The sequence below is a fragment of the Nocardioides insulae DSM 17944 genome, assembly GCF_000422825.1.
GTDB lineage: Bacteria > Actinomycetota > Actinomycetes > Propionibacteriales > Nocardioidaceae > Nocardioides > Nocardioides insulae.
Genome location: NZ_KE383928.1, coordinates 1 through 15,921 on the forward strand (window position 1 = coordinate 1; position 15,921 = coordinate 15,921).

Sequence of the window (15,921 nt, forward strand, 5' to 3'; positions counted from 1 at the left end):
GTGGCCGGCCTCGGTGTCGCTCTCGAGGTCGGGGGCACGCTCGGTGGAGCTCGCCTCCTGGCTCAGCGAGGCCAGGGCGTCGTATTCACCCAGGAACCCGATCACGGGTGCGCCCGAGCCCCACTCCGCGGAGAAGGCGGTCGGCACACCTCCCACCGAGGTGGTGATCCGGGCGCCGAACTCCTCGGCGGCCTCGATCTGCTTCTTCATCGACTCGTGCTCTTCCCACCGCAGTTCGGGGTGGGCCCAGATCTCGTCGCTGAGTCGGGTGAAACGGGGGCCCAGCTCATCGATGAGCGGAGCGATCTTCGATACGGACGTCATGGTTTCCTCTCGTGTCGTCCTTGTGGGGGAGGGGGTCCCGCGGCGGGACCGCGGCCTCCAGGAGTGGGGGCAGCTGACGGGAGTCGGAGCGGTCCGGGGCCGCGGGATCAGTGCTGGTCGCGGCTGGTGGTGGCCGGTGTGGTGGTCGATGCTTCGTCGGCCGCGTCCGCGCCGGCGGAGAGACCCAGCAGTTGTGGCGCGACCTTGGCCACCAGGATCGAGATACCGATGGTGAGCAGGACCGCGATCAGGGTGCCGAACATGGCGACCTTGCTTCCGACGGTCTCCCCGAACAGAGCGGGAGCGTTCGGGACGAGGAAGAAGATGACGAAGGTGCCTACGACGGCGGCGATCGCGACGATGATCGGCTTCGGGTTGGACAGGACCATCTGGACCAGGACGGCGCCGATGATCGCCGCGAGGACGTTGGTCTGCACTACCTGGAGCAGGAAGGCGGGCATCACGCTCAGCAGCCAGCTGCCGAGGACGCCGACGACGGTGGTGAGAGCGATCAGGTGCACCACGACCGCACCGCAGATCGCGAGCACCGAGGCGAGCTGTGCCTTCCTGGTGCCGGGCTTGGCGCCGACCGCCTCCTGCGCCACCAGGGCCGCGGGGAGCAGCTTGGAGGAGATGTTGCCGATCATGAACGCCTGATACATGCTCGCCGACCCGAGCATCGGGTAGTAGGTGATCGGCTCCACGAACCAGACGACGCCGAAGGCCAGGGCGATCGCCCAGAAGACCGTGAAGACATCACTCAGCCGGGCGCCGGTCAACTGCACGAGGATGTAGGGCCCGGCGAGGGTCACCAGCAGGGTGGCCAGCATCGTGGCCCGGCCCCAGCCGGTCGTGGTGCGCTCGAAACGTTCCCAGCTGCCGGGTCCGGAGCTGGTGGTGGTGCTGTTCTCTGAGGCTGAGATGAGCTCGGTCATGGACGGTTCCACCTTCTGGTTCAGGGCGCGACTGAACAGCCGCGGAGAGGGTCCGGGGAGGAAGGGAGATCAGCTGACGAGGGCCGCGGCGCCCAGGGAGAGCACGAGCGTGATGCCCAGCGCCCACTCCTGCAGCCATGCGGCGCCGGTCACGCGGCGCAGGACGACGAGCCCGATCATCGAGACCGCGGCGACCACCATCGTGATGGTGGGGACCCAACTGCCGCCCGCGTGGACACCGACCTCGATCTGCTGGAGGGCGAAGATCCCGAAGGCGCCCATCATGGCGGCCGCGGGGACGACGACGAGCAGGGTCGCGTGCTTCTTGCCGAGGACGTCGTTCCCGGCCTTCATCAGGGGGGTCAGGATCAGGGTGAAGACGATCCACATGCCGCCGGCCAGGCACAGCGCGAGGAAGATGGTGGCGAAGACACGCTGGTCATAGCCCTCACCGCCCAGTTCCGCGCCCAGGGCGTGGGCGCCGATCCCGGCGGCTCCGACCTCGTACGGCGCCGAGCCGATGAGTCCGATCCGGGTGAGTACCGCCGGCCCGCCCAGCAGCCCGAGCAGGGAGATCGCGACCAGACAGGTGGACAGGGACGGGCCGATCGCGCTGATCGCTCCGGAGCGGAAGGCGACCACGACGTCGCCGCGCTCCATCCCGGTGTCGGGAGCAGCCCGCCGGGCGGCGCGATAGAACATCAGTGACTGGAACGCGATGATCACGAAGACCAGGCCGACCCCGACCCACAGGATCGGAAGGTTGGCGAGCGCCAGGACATCGGTCGAGTTGCCGTCTACGGCAGCAGGGAGAAGCATCGGCAGGGATCCTCTTCAGGTTCACGAATGCGATGACGGAGGTCGGCCTCGCTGCCTGGTTCCGTCCTGCGCCCGCTCTGTCCCTTGCACCTGAGAGTTTGATCCCCTTCGGTGGAGCCCGCGTTCGGCTCGCTCTCCAGAGTTGTTGCTGCGCCCCAGGATGTCCTCGTTGCCTGAGAGATTGGTGGGCTGTTGCTCCTTCGGCGCCCGGAGTTCTCACTCCGGGACTCTCCACCCTGGGCCTGGATGGAACCTTGGCGTCGCGCCGTGTTGGCCCGATTGCGCTCCTGTAAAGCCCCGGTAAATCCGGCGACGCCCGGGTGGGGAACCGGCGACGCGTGGGTCGTGGCCCTGAGGTAGGTCGTGCCCGCGCGCGATGACCCCTTGCATGCAACGATGCATGCAAAGGGTACGATCGCGGTCATGCCGGTCGATCCCCCCACCCTGACCCAGCCGCCCGCGCCGGGCCGCTCGGCGGTCAGTGCCGCCGCCCGTGCCTACGAGCACACCAAGCTCGCGATCCTCCGCGGCGTGCTCGCTCCGGGCGCGGCGATCAGCGAGGGCTCGATCTGCGCCGACCTGGGCGTGAGTCGTACGCCGGTGCACGAGGCGTTCCTGCGTCTGGCCGCCGAGGGGTGGCTCTCCCTGGAGTCGCGCAAGGGGGCGGTGGTGCGTCCGTTGTCGCCGAGCGAGGCGGAGGACGTGCTCCAGATGCGGGAGGCGGTGGAAGCCTCGGCGGCAGCGCGCGCGATCGCGGACGGCCGGATCGCCGACGTACTCCCCGCCCTCCGCGAACTCATCGAGCGGCAGGTGCCCACGGTCGGGGCCAAGGACGTGGACACCTTCGTCGAACTCGACGAGGCCTTCCATTTGGGCGTGGTCCGGGCCTCGGGGAACCCGATCGCGGTGCACTTCAGCGAGTACATCCGGGACCGACAGCAGCGGTTGCGTCATCAGCTGATCCGGGTGCGCACCGAGCAGATGGGCCCGGCGCTCGAGCATCACCGCCTGCTCGCCGATGCACTGGAGGCGGGGGATCCGGCCGGGTACGCCGCCACCCTGCACGAGCACGTCGCACTGCACCGGGGTGCGCTGTGAGGCGGGCGCCCTGGTGGGGGATCTTCGGGGCGGTGTTCGTGTCCTCCTGGGGTGGCAACCAGTTCAGCCCGCTGCTGTTGATGTACGAGGACCGCGCCCACTATTCCGCGGTCCTGGTCAATCTCTTCCTGGGCGTCTATGTGCTCGGCCTCGCCCCGGCGCTGCTGATGGCCGGTCCGCTGTCCGACCGTCACGGCCGTCGTCCGGTCCTGCTCGCCGGGCTCTGTGCCGCGCTGGTCGGCAGCTTCCTGCTGGCCTTCGGTGGGCTGAACCCCATCTTCCTCGCGGTCGGCCGGCTCTTCTCGGGAGTGACCGTGGGAGTCGCGATGGCGGTCGGCAACAGTTGGATCAAGGAGCTCTCCGACCCGCCGTACGACCCCAGCGGCGATCCCGCTGCCGGGGCCCGACGCGCCTCGCTGGCCTTCACCCTCGGCTCCGGAACCGGAGCGCTCGTGGCCGGACTGATCGCGCAGTGGGGGCCGTTGCCCGAGGTACTCCCGTTCGCGATCCACCTGGCCGTGACCGCACCGTTCCTGTGGGTGGTCCTGCGGACGCCGGAGACCTCACCCGGCGGGGTGCCGGGGCCGTGGTGGAACCAGTTGCGCGTGCCCGCGGCATCCCATCGGCGCTTCACCCGGGTCGTCTGCCTCGCCGGTCCGTGGATCTTCGTCGGGGCCGCGGTCGGTTACGGCTACCTGCCCACCCGCCTGCACGAGGCGACCGGCTCGTGGGGTCTGGTCTTCGCCACCGCCGCAGGGGCGATCGCGCTCGGCATCTCCAGCCTCATCCAGCCGCTGGCCAAGCGGTTGCACTCGTTCGACTCGGCCCGAGGTCTGGTCGCCTCGCTGCTCGCCCTGACACTGTCCTTCGCCCTGGTCGGGGCCTCGATCCTCCAGCAGTCGGTCTGGCTCGGGCTCCTGGCCAACGTCGCGGTCGGTGCCGGGATGGGGATCGGACTGGTCTCGGGGCTGCTCGAGGTCCAGCGGATCGCAGGCGCCCGCGACCTGGCCGGGCTCACCGGCCGCTTCTACGCCGTGTCGTACGCCGGCTTCCTCGCCCCGAGCCTGATGGCACCGCTCGCCCCTGTGCTGTCGGTGGGCGTCATGTTCGCCCTGCTCACCCTGCTCGCGGTGACCTGCTACGCCGTCCTCGTCGTGCGCTCTCGCCAGCACCTGCCTGCGGTCGCCCAGACCCAGTAGCTGCCGGCCCCGACGTCCCTGACCGTCCAGAGGCCGGCGACGTCGCCCGGCATGTGCATGAGTTCCACGCCCGGCGTACCGGTGGCGGGGTGCCCCCAGCTCTAACGCGGAGGTGTCGCGATCGTTGGTGAACGCTCCTGTGTGGGGCGGGGCGAGGTCGGTCGTTGACGCTGGTTTCGTCGACATCAGGGCGTGTGCTCTGGCGGTCCGCCGGATAGGGCTCCGTCACCGGCGTGCGTCTCCGGACAGGTCTTGCGGGAACTCAGGGGCCTCCAAGCGAGTGAACCAGAGGTTGCCCCCGCTCGGGTTTCGCCGATCGGCGCGGCGGCAGTCCTGACTGCTATTGGCGGGCGGGTGGTTGATGGCGGGCCTTGCGCGGCGTGAGGCCTCGTCCGGTGCCCGGGGTCCACTCGGCGTCGAGGTTCATCGCCCACGAGGCGGTGGGGGTGATCTTCATGATCAGGGTGCCCGATCCGGCGGGGCGTTCACGAGCTCGGCGGTGCCGTAAATGCAGAGGTAGCGCGGTGCCCACCCTTGGCCGGGGGCGAGGTCGTCGACGACCAGGGGACCCTGTCGTTGCCGTCCTGGAGGTCGGCGAAGGGTGACGCGGGACACGTCGCGTCGCCAGACGTTCTAGGCAATGGACTCCGAGCGCGCAGGCGCAGACGGCCGTGCCTTGACCTGGCGGACAACATGTCGGCGACGGCCTGCAGAATCTTTGCATGGCATGCGACGAGTAGAAGATGCTCGGCGGATTGGCCTTCATGGTGGAGGGCCGGATGGCCTGCTGCGTGAGCGGCCAGGGTGGACTGCAGGTCAAGGTCGGGCGCGAGGCGTTCCCCGAGCTGGTCGAGCTCGACCATGTCGAGTCGATGACAATGCGCGATGAGGTTTCGGACTCCTGGGTCCACGTCGGCGACGAAGCCCTGCGCGAGGAACGCGCACTGCGCTTGTGGGTCGACCGTGGTCTCGCGGCCAACCCGCCCAAGCATCGTTCGTAAGGTTCCCCTGCCTTCCCAACAAATCCGACTGGGTTGGACGTGCCGTCGCCCACTGCGGAGGACCACCCGTTCCGCCACCGCAATGTCGGCGCGTCGAACGTTGGCGACCGCGCCACCGCACACAGGTCGGCCGTATCAGCGCCTCTTGTTGCGCGGGTGGTTCTTGGCCACGCGCTCGTTGCCTCGCTTGTAGTTGCCGGTCAAGCGGGCGATGAGTTCTTGAGGATCGCCGATCTCGACGTCCGAGATGAAACGACGAGCGGCGGCGCCCCGAAGGATCGTGGCGCGACGACCGTTGTGGCTGATGACGACGTCTTCGCCGATCAGCCGATACTCGAAACCCTCCGGGTGGCTTGCCATTGATGCACACCATGCCCCGCACAGCGAGTGCCCGCAACGGCAATCGGGAGGGGGGCAGGTTCCGCGTCAGCCCAGGCGATGAAGGTCGCCACGTCCACCTCGGTCTGCGCCTCCGCCAGGCCCTGCGACGGGCGGTCTCGACGCGGATCGCGCCGGTCCGGCTGGCCACGGCGGCCTGCTCGCCGTTCCAGCGAGTCGTCTGGTAACTGCTCCACGACGTGCCGAGGCGGCGAACACGGGGAGGAAGGTCAGCAGGGCCGCCGTCAGTCGGCGCGGGCGCCGCCCTCCTCAGGGTTGGCCGTGCTCGTCACAAGGCACCTCGACGTCGATTCCGGCAACCACGAGTTCCTGGTCCACGGTCTCCAAGGTGCGCTCCATCGCGGTCGGCTTCAGGCGCCCGACCCCGTCGCCATGCGGGTGGTCGAAGAACACCAGGAGCAGCATCAGGAGCGTGATCACCAGGGTGACCGATCCCATCAGCAAAGCCTGGGTGGCCGCCTGTTCGGCCCGGTCGGCGAAGAACAGCATGAAGCAGAAGATCACGCCGCAGACGATCCATAGGGTGATCCAGAGCGGTGTCGGTATCAGCCCCTGGGCGCCGTGCACCCGGTCGACCCTGGCCTGCTCTCGCTCGGCGGTCTGATCCATCCAACGGTCGTAGGCCGACTGCTCGGCGGTGGTCGTCGGCTCGACGGTCCGGATCGTGCGGAACAGCTCGACACTCCACGGGTTGATCCGCTCGCTGAGCGTGCCGTCGTCCAAGGCCTCCCACTCGGCACCGGCCACCGAACGCGCATAGCAGATCAGTTCGCCGCTGAGCTCCTCAGCGGGATCGGAGGGGAGGAACTGCGCCGTCTGCAGCTGTTGGGCCACAATCGTCGCCTCGCTCTCGGCGCCGGTACGTGCCTGGTCGTACGAGGTGAACGCCAGGAAGATGATGAAGCCCAGGAGCACGGAGAAGCCGGTCGCGATCACGCCGAACACACCCGAGGCCCGGTCGCCGTCGCTGAACCGGCTCCCCTCCGGCGCCCGTCGGCGGACCAGCAGCATGACCGCGACCGCCACGGCAGTCGTCGCGACCGCGAGCAGGAGCCCCAGGACGACGTTCACCCGTCACAGACTAGGAGTCGAGCGGGCTGCGCGCCTCCTTCAAGCGCGAACACGAATCGCTTCTTCCCGAGGCGCAGAGTCGCATCCTCGAGCTACGAGCCCTGGCCGGCGAGGTCGTTCCCGACCTCCGTGAGCACCTGAGGTGGGGTGGCCCCGCCTACGTCGAACCGCGCCCTCGGGAGATCCCGAGGTCGGAGATCGGCCCGTGGCTGCACGCACACCTGACCGACACGGCCGACCCGACCGCTCGCGCGGTGGTCTCGGCGGCTCTGGGCTGAGTCGCCGAGACGCCTCAGCCGTCGCGGGCGCAGCGGAACCCGATATGGGAAGCGCTGGTGTCCTCGCTCTGCGGCGACCGGGCAGCCGGGCGGAACCGTAGGCAGTAGTCGGGCGAACAGAGGTGGGATCCGCCCTTGAGCACGCGTGGTGCGGCCGGCTCGGTACCCGGGTCGTCGGTCGGGACGCACAGGTTCGGGCGGTCGCCGCGATCGACCGGCCGGTCGGTGGGCCTGCGATGCCTGGGCTCGTAGAGGTTGCTCGTCCATTCCCAGACGTTGCCGATCATGTCGAGGAGCCCGTAGCCGTTGGGGGGATAACTGCCCACGGGTGAGGTGTCGCCCACCCCCTGGTTGTCGTAGGGGAAGCGGCCCAGCCAGGTGTTGGCCCGCGGTCCGCCCTCGGGGTACGGCACCTCGCCCCAGGCGAACCGCGACCCTGCGCGGCCGCCACGGGCGGCGTACTCGTGCTCGGGCTCCGTCGGCAGCCGAAGGCCGGCCCACTCGGCGTAGGCGACCGCATCCTCGAAGGCGATGTGGACGACGGGGTGGGTCATCCGCAGCTCGATGGAGGATCCCGGACCGAACGGACGGCGCCAGTGGGCGCCGGGTTCCCAGCGCCACCATTGGCGCCACTCGCCCAGGTCGACCGGTCCGGACGTGGGCGTGAACACCATCGACCCCGGGACGAGCGCTGCCGGGTCGGCGCCGGGGAAGTCGGCGGGATCGAGGTCACGCTGGGCGACGGTGACGTACCCGGTGTCATCGACGAAGGCGGCGTACTGCTCGTTGGTGACCGGCTGACGGTCGATCGAGAACGGCTCGACCCGTCGCTCGTGGACCGGTTGCTCGTCGGGATAGAACTCCTCGCTCCCCATCCGGAAGACGGCGCCCTCGATCCGCACCATGTCCCTCGACCCGCGCGTCACGGTAGTGAGACTAGCCCGTTCGGTCCGCGTCCCTGACCGAATCGGTCGGACGACGTTCACCCCGCAGGGGTGAAGACGTGTCAACAGGCGCGTGTGACGCTCGACCACAGAAGGCACGGGCGGGCCCGACGTCGAGGGACTCGCTGCTCTGGGACCCGAGACCCGACGAAGGGAGCCCCGATGGCGACCGGTCACGACTCGCACGCGCGAGCGATGCTGCCCATCCCGGACAGACCCAGGCAGGGGCACATCACCTACGACGCCAAGGACCCGGACACCTCCTTCCCGCCGATCGAACCGCTGCTGCCACCCGACGGCGCCCCGAACGTCCTGGTCATCCTGCTCGACGACGTCGGGTTCGGGGCGTCCAGCGTCTTCGGAGGCCCGTGCGAGACACCGGTCGCCGAGCGCCTCGCGGCCGGGGGGCTGTCCTACAACCGCTTCCACACCACCGCGCTGTGCGCCCCGACCCGGCAGGCCCTCCTGACCGGTCGCAACCACCACTCGGTGGGGATGGGCAGCATCACCGAGACGGCGACGTCGGCCCCCGGGAACAGCTCGGTGCGGCCCAACACCAAGGCTCCCCTGGCCATGACGCTCAAACTCAACGGCTACTCGACGGCCCAGTTCGGGAAGTGCCACGAGGTCCCGGTCTGGCAGACCTCCCCGCTGGGCCCCTTCGACGCCTGGCCGTCGGCCGGGGGTGGCTTCGAGACGTTCTACGGCTTCATCGGCGGGGAGAACAATCAGTGGGACCCCGCCCTGTACAGCGGGACCACCCCCATCGAGCCGCCGACCACCGCCGAAGAGGGCTACCACCTGACCGAGGACCTGGCAGACAAGGCCTGTGCCTGGATCCGCCAGCAAAAGGCCCTGATGCCCGACCGTCCCTTCTTCGCCTACTTCGCACCCGGTGCGACCCACGCACCGCACCATGTCCCCCCGGAGTGGATCGAGAAGTACGCCGGGAGGTTCGACGAGGGTTGGGACGTCCAGCGGGAGCGCACCTTCGCCCGGCAGAAGGAACTCGGGGTGATCCCCCCGGAGGCCGAACTGACCCGTCGCCACGAGGAGATCCCGGCCTGGGACGACATGCCGGACGACCTCAAGCCGGTGCTCGCCCGGCAGATGGAGGTGTACGCCGCCTTCCTCGAGCACACCGACCACCACGTGGGGCGGCTCCTGGACACGGTGGAGGAGCTCGGGATCCTGGACGACACCATCGTCTACTACATCATCGGCGACAACGGTGCCTCGGCAGAGGGCACCGCCAACGGTGCCTTCAACGAGATGGCCAACTTCAACGGCATGGCGGCCCTGGAGACCCCCGAGTTCATGCGCTCCAAGATGGCCGAGTTCGGCTCCCCGAGCTCCTACAACCACTACTCCGTCGGCTGGGCCTGGGCGATGAACACCCCCCTGCAATGGACCAAGCAGGTCGCCTCGCACTGGGGCGGCACCCGCAACGGCACCATCGTGCACTGGCCGGCGGGGATCACCGACCCGGGCTCGGTGCGCTCCCAGTTCACCCACGTGATCGACATCGCCCCGACCGTGCTGGAGGCGGCGGGGTTGCCCGAGCCCACCATGGTCAACGGCGTCCTACAGTCGCCGATGGAGGGCACGAGCATGCTCTACACCTTCACCGACCAGGACGCACCGGAGCGGCACGACCTCCAGTACTTCGAGATGTTCGCCAACCGCGGGATCTACCACCTGGGCTGGAGCGCGGTGACCAAGCACCGCACCCCGTGGGTGATGGTCGGTGGGGACCTGCCCGCCTTCGACGACGACGTCTGGGAGTTGTACGACGGCACCACCGACTTCAGCCAGGCTCGGGACCTCTCCCGCGAGCAGCCCGAGAAGTTGGCCGAGTTGCAGCGGCTGTGGCTGATCGAGGCGGTCAAGTACGGCGTGCTTCCGATGGACGACCGCACCGCGGAGCGGATCGAGCCCTCGATGGCCGGACGGCCGGCCCTGGTCCACGGCACGAGCCAGCTCTTCTTCCCCGGCATGGGCCGGCTGTCGGAGAACAGCGTGGTCAGCATCAAGAACAAGTCCTTCTCGGTCACCGCCGAGGTGACGGTGCCCGAGGACGGCGCCGACGGCGTTCTCATCGCCCAGGGCGGGCGCTTCGGCGGCTGGACGTTGTACGCCTGGGGCGGGCGGTTGAAGTTCCTCTACAACGTCCTGGGTATCCAGGAGTACTCGGTGACGGCAGAGTCACCGCTGCCCTCCGGCACCCACCAGGTGCGGGTCGAGTTCGCCTACAACGGCGGCGGCCTGGGCAAGGGCGGCGACGTGACGCTGTACCACGACGGCGAGGCCGTGGGGTCCGGCCGGGTGGAGGCCACCCAGCCGATGATCTTCTCGGCCGACGAGACGACGGACGTCGGCTACGAGTCCGGCACCACGGTCTCCTCGGACTACACCAGCGGCACCAGCCGGTTCGGCGGCCGGATCGCGTGGGTCCGGATCGACCTCGGCGACGACGTCCACGACCACTTCATCGACCCGGAGGAGCGGTTCAGGATCGCGATGGCGCGGCAGTAGCGGTGGCGTCTCGCGACGACTCCACCGGGAGGAGCACGGCTCCGAAGAGGAAACACACCGCGCCGAGGAAGGTCCCGGCGTTGACGAGCGCGACGTCGACCGGCTCGCCCGTCGTGGGGAGCAGTCGGGCTCCCACCGCAGACGCGCCGAAGGCGATCGCGCCGATGAGGTTGAGCGCTGCGATCCGCCAGCCGACCGTACGGTCCGAACGCGGCAGGACGCCCTTGTTGACCTCGGCATAGGCCAGCCAGCCGGCCAGCAGGAAGCACACCGAGCCCGCCACGTCGGGGCCCCAGACCAGGCGCTGTGCGCGGTCGAAGGACAAATCGGTCCGCGTCGCCGCAAAGGTGCTCACGTTGAAGAAGACGGTGCCTGCGAGCTGGGTCGCGGCCGCCCACCAGTCGACCCGACGCGGGCGCCACCGGACCAGGCCGCTCAGACGGCGTCGACGCGGAGCCGCGAGGAGCTCCTGGGGTGCGGTGACCGTCTCGTGGAACTGCAGGAAGGCGGCACCGGTGAAGAAGACCGACCCGACCGCGAAGGTCCAGGCGAGGACGTGCGCGTCCACGTGATCGACGAACAGCGGGATCGAGCCCGCGGCGAAGCAGGCCGAACCGACACCGAAGAGCGTCGCGAGCCAACAGCTCATCGCCGTCGGAGGACGTCGCCGCCGCTCCCGTGCCGGAACGCCGCGTGCCGACAGTCCGAGCAGCTTGCGGTGCCGACGCGAGGTCCACTCGACCTCGACGCCGTCCGGACGGACGAGCTCCAGACGGGTGATGAAGCCGAGCGGACCGTAGGCGCGCACGACCGTCCATCCCGGAGGCAGCCCCGGTACCCGCCCCGTCGGGTGGGACGGTGTGCCGGACACCGGATCGGTCACGACGACGGCTAGCGGGCGAGGCCCGTGCGTGCCTTGCTGTGCGTGGCGGCGTGCGTCGGGGCCGTCCACAGGTCCGGCTTGCCACTCCCGCGCCGGCCCGGCGCGGTGCGAAGCAGTTCGTAGGCCTCGTCGGGATCCATGGTCTGCTCGGGGAAGGCGAACGGGACGATGCGCTCCCGGAATCCCCGGCGCCCGTGGATGGGGCCGCGCTCCAGAGGGTCGGCGTGGTCAGGACGATCCTGGTCGTCGAGATGGGTCATGGCCTCTCCTGGGGTTGACGGGGTTCAGGTCTCACAGGGCGCGGTGGTTGCGGGGGGCGCGGCGCTCTCCATGGTGGTCAGGGTCTCCTCGATCAGTCGAGGCGTGACCCGCCCGGATCCCCCGGAGAAGGGGGCGCTGAGCGCGATGACGAGAAGGAGCATCACGACCGTGAAGACGACCGAGGCAGCGACGAGCACCGCCTGGGTCACGCGTCTGGCCGTGCTGGTGACGGCGAAGATCATCGCGATCACGAAGGCGCCACCGCCCAGGAGCAGCGCCCACAGCATCGGGGGCACATGGGTCTCGGCCGCGACCAGCCTCGTCTCTCGAGCCGTGGAGATGCTCCCGATCTGGGAGACGAGGTTCGTGGCCGTGGCCGAGTGGAGCGCGCCGACGGGCGGCGCGTCACCGGGGCCCACGGACACGACCAGGTCGCGGAAGGCCGCGTCGACCTCGGGGGCACCGCGGTGCTCGCGCATGGCCGGCCAGTCGTAGGTGATCACCGCACGCGCGTAGCAGATGAGGGCGCGCTGCATTCCGTCGCGGCTGTCGGGGAAGAGGGCCGCCTGCTCGTACGCCGTGCCGACGGAGGTCGCCTCGTCGCCGACCGCCTGCCGCGCATCGGCGTACTCGCCGAACAGGAAGAGGATCGAGAAGCCGATGACCACCCCGTAGGCGGTGGCCACGTACGACAGCGTGGACGACCAGGACCCGGTGTCGGCCCGCCGGTCTCGCAGTGCGTATCGGACGGCCAGGCTGGCCCCGAACGCGAGCGCCGCCGCGGCCAGCATCAGGAGGGCGTTGAGCCAAGGATCCGACACCGGCCACCCCTCACTGTGCTGATCGTGCCCGCTCGGTCAGGATCCGAGGATGGTGTCGTCCGGCCTCTGATGTTCCTGCGAATCGCACGATCGGATCTCGAGACTCCCAACCCGACGCTGCGATCGCATCACCCCACGGGGGTGATCGGACCGCCGCCGGGGCCGCTCACTCTCACGGGGTGATCCGGACGCGGGAGGAACCGACCACGATGGTCGGGTGAGGGGGACCACGGCAGGGAGGCGCCTCCGATGATGCGGACCTACGTGTTCGTGGTCGAGGGCACCCCCGGGCCGCTGGTGACGGCGGCCTTCGAGGAGTTCACGGTGACCGGTGCGGACGGTGGCCGGATCTGGCTGCGCGGAACCCTCCGGGACGACGCGGAGTTGCACGGCGTCCTCCATCGCCTTCAACTGCTCGGGCTCACGATCGTGGAGGTGCGCCGGCTGGAGGAGGACTGAGATCGGCCCACGGCGGCTCCCCCGGATGGGGGATGCCGGGCCGCGGGCACCGATGTCACGCTGAGGCGTGCCAACCCGGAGCACCGGGACCAGGTCCTCACACCTGATCGACCGGACACGGCTGCTCGCCGCCCTCGATGCCGTGCCTCCCGGTGGGACAGCGATGCTGGTCGCCGCGCCCGGAACCGGTAAGTCAGTGCTGATGGAGCAGTGGCTGCACGGACGCCGCGCCTGCACCCTCGAGTTGACCCCGGCTCACGACGACGCCGTGGCCGTGGCCCGGGAGCTGACCGCTGCGTTGCGCAGCATGGATGACAGCGTCGATGCGGCCGTGGGAGCGCTGGCACCTCGTGGTGGGCACCGGCTGGGCCCGCAGTTCCTCGACGCCCTGCTCGGCGAGCTCGGGGCGGAGGGACCCTCCCTACTGCTCGCCCTCGACGACGCCCATCGGCTCACGAACCGCGCACTGGTCGAGGATCTGGGAGAGTTGCTGCTCCGGCTTCCCGCGCGCTGTCGAGCGGTCATCTCGGCACAGTGGGATCCGCCCCTGCCGAGGACCCAGCTCCGCCTGCAGGGCAGGGTGGTGGAGCTCCGCTGGGACGACCTCGCCTTCGACGTCAACGAGGCCCGCGAGCTGCTGGAGCGGTCGTCGGGCGTCGCCGTGACATCGGACCAGGTCAAGGTGCTCCTCGAGCGCACCGACGGGTGGGCCGCGGGCCTGCAACTCGCTGCCCACTCGATGCGGAACGTCGCGGACGTCGACGCGTTCGTCCGTGGGTTCGCGGGTGATGACCGATTGGTGGCGGACTACTTGACCGGGGAGATCCTGCGGACCCTCCCTCCCGACCTGCGCTCCTTCCTGCTCCGCACCTCGATCCTGGAGACGTTGTCCCCCGCCGCCTGCGATGCCGTGACGAGTGCGGCGAACGGAGGGCAGATGCTCACTGCTCTCGGCGACCGTGGGCTCTTCATCAGCGAGCTCGAACGGAGCGAGGGGGTCTTTCGCTACCACAAGCTCTTCGCTGAGCTGCTGCGCTTCGAACTCCGAGCCGAGGGGGCGGAGGTGGAGCGCGAGTATCGCCGGCGGGCTGCGGGGTGGTTGATCGCCCACGGGGAGCATCGGGCCGGATTCGAGCAACTGCTGGCCGCGGGTGACCACCATGCCGCCTTCGAGGTCATCAAGGTGGAGGGGCACCGGCTCTTCGAGCGGGGTGAGACAGGGACCCTGGCCCGCGGTCTGCGCCTGATCCATGACCGGGACCCTGCACCGACCCCCCTGATGGGCATCAACCTGATGGCCAGCCAGGTGGGTGCGGACGAGTTCGCCGCAGCCGGCGAGACCTACCGGACGCTGACCGGGCGCGACGACCTGACCAGCGGGGAGAGAATCGCCGCGGACACGCTCGCCGCGATGCTCGGCCTCGGCGACCTCCCAGAGTCACAGATGAGGTACTTGGCAGATGGGGTGCTCGACGCACTCGCTCGCGTCGACCGCACCTGCGTGGTGGACTTCCTCGGCGTGGGGGGCGCCGACTCCTGCGAGACGATGGCGGCCTTCGCGGCAGGTATGGCCGACTTCTTCACCGGTGACGTCGTGCAGAGCGTCGCCGCCTTCGAGCGGGTGCTGGGGCTGAGAGGGGCCGCCTACCCGCTGTGGCGGGTGAACACCTTGGGTGCGCTCGCCCTCAGCCGCGCCTGGATCGGCCGGCTCAACGAGGCGGAGGCCAGTGCGATCACGGCGCTCGATGTGGCGCGTGAGGTGGGTGCGATGGACCACATCGCCTGCGCTCTCGCGCACCTCGCCGCCGCCATCGTCCACATCGAACGACTCGACCTCGGCCGAGCGGGGGTCCATCTGGCCGCGGCTCGTGCGCTCATCGACCGGGCAGGTCGACCGACGTATCGCCATCTCCTGGACATCGTCCGGGCACGCCACCGGGGCGTCTCGGTCGGGGCACATGCGGCCCTCGCCGTACTGCGTGGCACGCCAACTGGCGAGCCGGTCCGTCCCGTGGTCGCGACTGCACGTACGGCGCTCGAGGCGCAACTCCTCCTCCGCTGCGGCGCCCTCCCTGACGCGCGGGAGGTACTCGCGGCGACTGGGCGACCTGCCCCGGCGGCGGCGATCGACGTCCTGCTCACGGAGGACGACCTGCAGGCGGCCGGTGCCCTCCTGGACCAGTGGCACCCCCACGGCCTGGACCGGCGCGCTCGACTCGAGCACGGACTGCGCCGCGCAGCCCGCCAACACCGGGCCGGGCACCCCGGTGCTGCCGGCGCCATCGTGGCAGAGGCCGCCGCGAGCGCGGAAGCCGAGGAACTGCTGACGCCGTTCCTCGACGTCCCTCTCGCACTTCACATCCTCCGCACCGCAGCACCAACGCGCCCGCTACCTCGGATCACCGTGGCCCTGCTGTCGTCGCCGGCCGCCGACGACGGTCGGGTCGCGGCGAACCAGCGGCTGACCGAGCCGCTGACGGCCCGGGAGATCACCGTCCTGGAGTACCTGCCCACTCGGCTGAGCAACGTGGAGATCGCCGAGGCGCTGTTCATCTCGGTGAACACGCTCAAGACGCATCTGCGCAGCCTCTATCGCAAACTCGGGGTAGCCAACCGCGCCGAGGGAATCGACCGCGCCGGCGCGCTCGGGCTGCTTGACGGCTCGAAGGGATGGTCGATGACCACTGCTCCACGGTAGACACGGTGTCGGTGGGTGGGTGAGGTGCCGGTGGGGCTCAGGCGGGGGTCGCGAGGCTGGTGAAGTCCGCCATCGCGCCCGCCCAGTCGCCGTTCGGCTAACGGTATTGCCCATCGGCGCACAGCCGATCAGGAGAACTGAATCGCCTTGAGACACAAGGTCGCGGTGGAGTCGATCTTCGTAACCGCTGTCGGTG

At 69.7% G+C, this 15,921-nt stretch carries 14 protein-coding genes, 1 pseudogene and 2 riboswitches; of the genes and pseudogenes, 6 read left to right on the plus strand and 9 right to left on the minus strand.

Annotation, left to right across the window (positions count from 1 at the left end; all coding sequences use genetic code 11):
- The 3 genes and pseudogenes from G515_RS20700 to G515_RS0110135 form a co-directional block, all read right to left on the minus strand.
- Window positions 1-324, minus strand: a pseudogene (locus G515_RS20700) (hypothetical protein); the annotation flags it as partial.
- Between the two features lie 107 nt (window positions 325-431).
- Window positions 432-1,259, minus strand: coding sequence for a hypothetical protein (locus G515_RS20705; RefSeq protein ID WP_211221009.1), 828 nt, complete (start codon window positions 1,257-1,259; stop codon window positions 432-434).
- Between the two features lie 69 nt (window positions 1,260-1,328).
- Window positions 1,329-2,078: a DUF5058 family protein gene (locus G515_RS0110135; RefSeq protein WP_036555355.1), complete on the minus strand. Its 750-nt coding sequence runs from the start codon at window positions 2,076-2,078 to the stop codon at window positions 1,329-1,331.
- Window positions 2,079-2,145: 67 nt separating this feature from the next.
- A riboswitch (glycine riboswitch) is annotated at window positions 2,146-2,228 on the minus strand.
- A riboswitch (glycine riboswitch) is annotated at window positions 2,229-2,323 on the minus strand.
- A gap of 178 nt (window positions 2,324-2,501) precedes the next feature.
- Here G515_RS0110135 and G515_RS0110140 point away from each other — a divergent pair.
- From G515_RS0110140 to G515_RS20710, 3 genes are all read left to right on the plus strand, one after another.
- Window positions 2,502-3,176, plus strand: a complete 675-nt coding sequence (locus G515_RS0110140) for a GntR family transcriptional regulator (RefSeq protein WP_051218187.1) — start codon at window positions 2,502-2,504, stop codon at window positions 3,174-3,176.
- The gene (locus G515_RS0110145; protein ID WP_028660047.1) at window positions 3,173-4,375 is read left to right on the plus strand and encodes an MFS transporter; all 1,203 of its coding nucleotides are present in this window, start codon (window positions 3,173-3,175) and stop codon (window positions 4,373-4,375) included. The genes G515_RS0110140 and G515_RS0110145 overlap by 4 nt, the downstream gene beginning before the upstream one ends.
- A 743-nt stretch (window positions 4,376-5,118) precedes the next feature.
- Entirely contained in the window at window positions 5,119-5,376 is a 258-nt protein-coding gene (locus tag G515_RS20710) for a TfoX/Sxy family protein (protein ID WP_051218189.1), read from the plus strand.
- A 135-nt stretch (window positions 5,377-5,511) separates the two neighbouring features.
- Here the strand turns inward: G515_RS20710 and G515_RS0110160 are convergent, their stop codons facing one another.
- The 3 genes from G515_RS0110160 to G515_RS0110170 all read right to left on the minus strand — a co-directional run bounded on the left by G515_RS0110160 (window position 5,512) and on the right by G515_RS0110170 (window position 8,050).
- Entirely contained in the window at window positions 5,512-5,736 is a 225-nt protein-coding gene (locus tag G515_RS0110160; RefSeq protein WP_028660048.1) for a hypothetical protein, read from the minus strand.
- 288 nt (window positions 5,737-6,024) lie between these two features.
- The gene (locus G515_RS0110165; protein ID WP_028660049.1) at window positions 6,025-6,846 is read right to left on the minus strand and encodes a bestrophin-like domain; all 822 of its coding nucleotides are present in this window, start codon (window positions 6,844-6,846) and stop codon (window positions 6,025-6,027) included.
- Between the two features lie 292 nt (window positions 6,847-7,138).
- On the minus strand, window positions 7,139-8,050 hold the full coding sequence (locus G515_RS0110170) for a formylglycine-generating enzyme family protein (RefSeq protein WP_245565333.1): 912 nt from the start codon (window positions 8,048-8,050) through the stop codon (window positions 7,139-7,141).
- Between the two features lie 180 nt (window positions 8,051-8,230).
- On the opposite strand from G515_RS0110170, the gene G515_RS0110175 reads away from it, so the two are divergent.
- Window positions 8,231-10,603 (plus strand): arylsulfatase, encoded by a 2,373-nt coding sequence (locus G515_RS0110175; protein WP_036555358.1) that lies wholly within the window; start codon window positions 8,231-8,233, stop codon window positions 10,601-10,603.
- Here G515_RS0110175 and G515_RS0110180 read toward each other — a convergent pair.
- The 3 genes from G515_RS0110180 to G515_RS0110190 all read right to left on the minus strand — a co-directional run bounded on the left by G515_RS0110180 (window position 10,578) and on the right by G515_RS0110190 (window position 12,568).
- Window positions 10,578-11,411 carry a hypothetical protein gene (locus G515_RS0110180; protein ID WP_051218191.1) on the minus strand — a complete coding sequence of 278 codons (834 nt, stop codon included), beginning with the start codon at window positions 11,409-11,411 and terminating at the stop codon, window positions 10,578-10,580. The genes G515_RS0110175 and G515_RS0110180 overlap by 26 nt on opposite strands.
- A gap of 83 nt (window positions 11,412-11,494) precedes the next feature.
- Window positions 11,495-11,746, minus strand: a complete 252-nt coding sequence (locus tag G515_RS0110185) for a hypothetical protein (RefSeq protein WP_028660053.1) — start codon at window positions 11,744-11,746, stop codon at window positions 11,495-11,497.
- A 24-nt stretch (window positions 11,747-11,770) separates the two neighbouring features.
- Window positions 11,771-12,568 (minus strand): bestrophin-like domain, encoded by a 798-nt coding sequence (locus G515_RS0110190; RefSeq protein ID WP_028660054.1) that lies wholly within the window; start codon window positions 12,566-12,568, stop codon window positions 11,771-11,773.
- 249 nt (window positions 12,569-12,817) lie between these two features.
- On the opposite strand from G515_RS0110190, the gene G515_RS20715 reads away from it, so the two are divergent.
- The gene (locus tag G515_RS20715; protein ID WP_051218193.1) at window positions 12,818-13,027 is read left to right on the plus strand and encodes a hypothetical protein; all 210 of its coding nucleotides are present in this window, start codon (window positions 12,818-12,820) and stop codon (window positions 13,025-13,027) included.
- A 202-nt stretch (window positions 13,028-13,229) separates the two neighbouring features.
- Window positions 13,230-15,725, plus strand: coding sequence for a winged helix-turn-helix domain-containing protein (locus tag G515_RS0110200; RefSeq protein ID WP_157571074.1), 2,496 nt, complete (start codon window positions 13,230-13,232; stop codon window positions 15,723-15,725).
- Window positions 15,726-15,921: the final 196 nt, after the last annotated feature.

Bases quoted from the DNA above. Each gene is read 5' to 3' on its own strand.
- G515_RS0110135 (WP_036555355.1), bottom strand. From the start codon at position 2,078: ATGCTTCTCCCTGCTGCCGTAGACGGCAACTCGACCGATGTCCTGGCG.
- G515_RS20715 (WP_051218193.1), top strand. From the start codon at position 12,818: ATGATGCGGACCTACGTGTTCGTGGTCGAGGGCACCCCCGGGCCGCTG.
- G515_RS20710 (WP_051218189.1), top strand. From the start codon at position 5,119: ATGCTCGGCGGATTGGCCTTCATGGTGGAGGGCCGGATGGCCTGCTGC.
- G515_RS0110185 (WP_028660053.1), bottom strand. From the start codon at position 11,746: ATGACCCATCTCGACGACCAGGATCGTCCTGACCACGCCGACCCTCTG.
- G515_RS0110175 (WP_036555358.1), top strand. From the start codon at position 8,231: ATGGCGACCGGTCACGACTCGCACGCGCGAGCGATGCTGCCCATCCCG.
- G515_RS0110200 (WP_157571074.1), top strand. From the start codon at position 13,230: ATGGAGCAGTGGCTGCACGGACGCCGCGCCTGCACCCTCGAGTTGACC.
- G515_RS20705 (WP_211221009.1), bottom strand. From the start codon at position 1,259: ATGACCGAGCTCATCTCAGCCTCAGAGAACAGCACCACCACCAGCTCC.
- G515_RS0110160 (WP_028660048.1), bottom strand. From the start codon at position 5,736: ATGGCAAGCCACCCGGAGGGTTTCGAGTATCGGCTGATCGGCGAAGAC.
- G515_RS0110140 (WP_051218187.1), top strand. From the start codon at position 2,502: ATGCCGGTCGATCCCCCCACCCTGACCCAGCCGCCCGCGCCGGGCCGC.